This is a genomic window from Halobacteriovorax sp. DA5, from assembly GCF_002903145.1.
Lineage (GTDB): Bacteria > Bdellovibrionota > Bacteriovoracia > Bacteriovoracales > Bacteriovoracaceae > Halobacteriovorax_A.
Map to the genome: position 1 here is coordinate 1 of NZ_PPDJ01000017.1, position 3,263 is coordinate 3,263.

General features: G+C 48.1%; 2 rRNA genes. Both read right to left on the reverse strand.

What is annotated here, in order from left to right:
• Nucleotides 1–19: 19 nt before the first annotated feature.
• Nucleotides 20–136 (reverse strand): 5S ribosomal RNA (rrf, locus tag C0Z22_RS15720).
• 114 nt (nucleotides 137–250) lie between these two features.
• Nucleotides 251–3,175: ribosomal RNA gene (locus C0Z22_RS15725) — 23S ribosomal RNA — on the reverse strand.
• Nucleotides 3,176–3,263: the final 88 nt, after the last annotated feature.

Sequence of the window (3,263 nt, forward strand, 5' to 3'; positions counted from 1 at the left end):
GATCTGGCTTTTTATATAGAAGGTGCATCTTCCTAGTCTCACACCAAGTGACCCTGGCACTACCTTCGGCGCAAGCGGGCTTAACTGCTGAGTTCGGGATGGTATCAGGTGTTTCCCCGCCGCTATCGACACACCAAAAATTTAATTCTTGGTATATTTAATTCTTTTTTTCGACCTTTGCAAGTCTATTAAGCGATATTTTCACACTTAAAAAACAATATCAAATAGAAGTGAACTTAAAAGTAAAAGTTAAATAAAGCAAAAAGACTAATTAGTATCGCTCAGCTCAACACATTACTGCGCTTACACATGCGACCTATCAAGCTCGTAGTCTACAAGCTGTCTTATAGAAATCTTATCTTATGATGGGCTTCCCACTTAGATGCTTTCAGCGGTTATCCCTTCCGAACTTAGCTACTCGGCAATGCAACTGGCGTCACAACCGATACACCATAGGTTCGTCCAACCCGGTCCTCTCGTACTAAGGTCAGATTCACTCAAATTTCTTACGCCCACGGAGGATAGAGACCGAACTGTCTCACGACGTTCTGAACCCAGCTCGCGTACCGCTTTAATAGACGAACAGTCTAACCCTTGGGACCTGCTCCAGCCCCAGGATGCGATGAGCCGACATCGAGGTGCCAAACCTCCCCGTCGATGTGAACTCTTGGGGGAGATCAGCCTGTTATCCCCGGAGTACCTTTTATCCGTTGAGCGATGGCCCTTCCACTCGGAACCACCGGATCACTAACACCGTCTTTCGACCCTGCTCCACTTGTTTGTGTTGCAGTCAAGCTCCCTTATGCGTTTACACTCTACAGCCGGTTTCCATGCGGCCTGAGGGAACCTTTGTGCGCCTCCGTTACTCTTTAGGAGGCGACCGCCCCAGTCAAACTGCCCACCAGACATTGTCCCCCCACCGGATTACGATGGTAGGTTAGGATTTCAAATAGCAAAGGGTGGTATTTCAAGGATGCCTAATCGTACGCCGGAACGCACGCCTCAACAGCTCCCACCTATCCTACGCATTACTATTCAAAAGCCAATGTCAAGCTACAGTAAAGGTTCACGGGGTCTTTTCGTCCTTCCGCGGGTAGCGCGTATCTTCACGCGCACTCCAATTTCGCTGGGCCTCTTGTTGAGACAGTGGGGAAGTCGTTACGCCATTCGTGCAGGTCGGAACTTACCCGACTAGGAATTTCGCTACCTTAGGACCGTTATAGTTACGGCCGCCGTTTACTCGGGCTTCGATTCAAAGCTTCTCCTAATGGATAACCTCTCCTCTTAACCTTCGAGCACCGGGCAGGCGTCAGACCCTATACGTCCACTTGCGTGTTTGCAGAGTCCTATGTTTTTGATAAACAGTCGCTACCCCCTTTTCACTGCGGCCCCCGTCAGCTACATCGGCAAGCGATGTCACCAGCAGGGGCGAGCCTTATCCCGAAGTTACGGCTCCAATTTGCAGAGTTCCTTAACAAGAGTTCTCCCAAGCGCCTGAGGATTCTCTCCTCATCTACCTGTGTCGGTTTACGGTACGGATTGATTATATTCTTCATACGAAGCTTTTCTGGGAAGCAGAGGATCACAAACTTCGGGCAAGCCCTCGTCATCACGCCTCAGCCTTCACGTGTTGCGGATTTGCCTACAACACAGCCTACACGCTTAAACCCACATCCAACAGTGGGATTTGCTACCTTTCTCCGTCACTCCTCATGTCAAACGAATATAACCAAGTACAGGAATATTAACCTGTTACCCATCGATTACGCCTTTCGGCCTCACCTTAGGATCCGACTAACCCTGGGCGGAGTCACCTGGCCCAGGAACCCTTAGATTTTCGGCGGGAGTGATTCTCACACTCCTTATCGCTACTCATGCCATCATCAGCTCTTGTGGGATCTCCAGCGCTCCTCGCGGTACGCCTTCATCGATAAACACAATGCTCTTCTACCAATGAACAAAGTTCATTCCATAGCTTCGGTACGTATCTTTAGCCCCGTTACATTTTCGGCGCAGAACCACTAGTCCAGTGAGCTATTACGCTTTCTTTAAAGGGTGGCTGCTTCTAAGCCAACCTCCTGGATGTCACAGTAGTTCCACAACCTTTCCCACTTAGACACGATTTAGGGACCTTAGCTGATGGTCAGGGCTCTTACCCTTTCGACTACGGACCTTAGCATCCGCAGTCTCACTGCCTGATATTACTTAACGGTATTCTGAGTTTGATATGGTTTGGTAAGCTGGTGAGCCCCCTAGCCAATTCAGTGCTGTACCCCCGTCAGTATTCGTCAGACGCTGCACCTAAATGCATTTCGAAGAGAACCAGCTATCACGGAATTTGATTGGCCTTTCACCCCTATCCACAAGTCATCCCAACAGTTTTCAACCTATATGGGTTCGGTCCTCCACAAGGTGTTACCCTCGCTTCAACCTGCTCATGGATAGCTCATCCCGTTTCGGGTCTACGACCTGCTACTATTCGCCCTATTAAGACTCGGTTTCCCTACGGCTACACCTTCAACGGCTTAACCTTGCAACAAATCGTAACTCGATGGCTCATAATGCAAAAGGTACGTGGTCATGCCTTACAATAGCACTTCCACCGATTGTAAGTATATGGTTTCAAGTTCTATTTCACTCCCCTCATCGGGGTTCTTTTCATCTTTCCCTCACGGTACTTGTTCACTATCGGTCAGTAAGTAGTATTTAGCCTTGGAAGGTGGTCCTCCCAGATTCAGACAAAATTTCACGTGTTCCGTCCTACTCAGGATACTGCTAGCGCTTTTCAACTTTCGGATACGAGGCTTTCACTCTCTTTGGCGGGACTTCCCAGACCCTTCTCCTAACATCAAAGCTACACGTTGCAGTCCTACAACCCCGCTAAGTAAACTTAACGGTTTGGGCTAGTTCGCGTTCGCTCGCCGCTACTTGCGAAATCTCAATTGATTTCTCTTCCTCGAGGTACTTAGATGTTTCAGTTCCCTCGGTTAACTCCAGAATGGCTACTTTACTCACCAAACGGTTCCTGCTGTTTCCAACAGGAGGGTTCCCCCATTCAGAAATTCCCGGATCAAAGCCTGCTTGACGGCTCCCCGAGACATATCGCTGTCTAACATACGTCTTTCATCGTCTCTTACTGCCAAGATATCCACCATATACCCTTAGTAGCTTTATCTAACCAACTAAAAGTTTGTATAATTAATATACTTGTCTTGTATTACTTTTAAGTTCTCGTCTTCTATCTGATACTGTTATTTAAATGT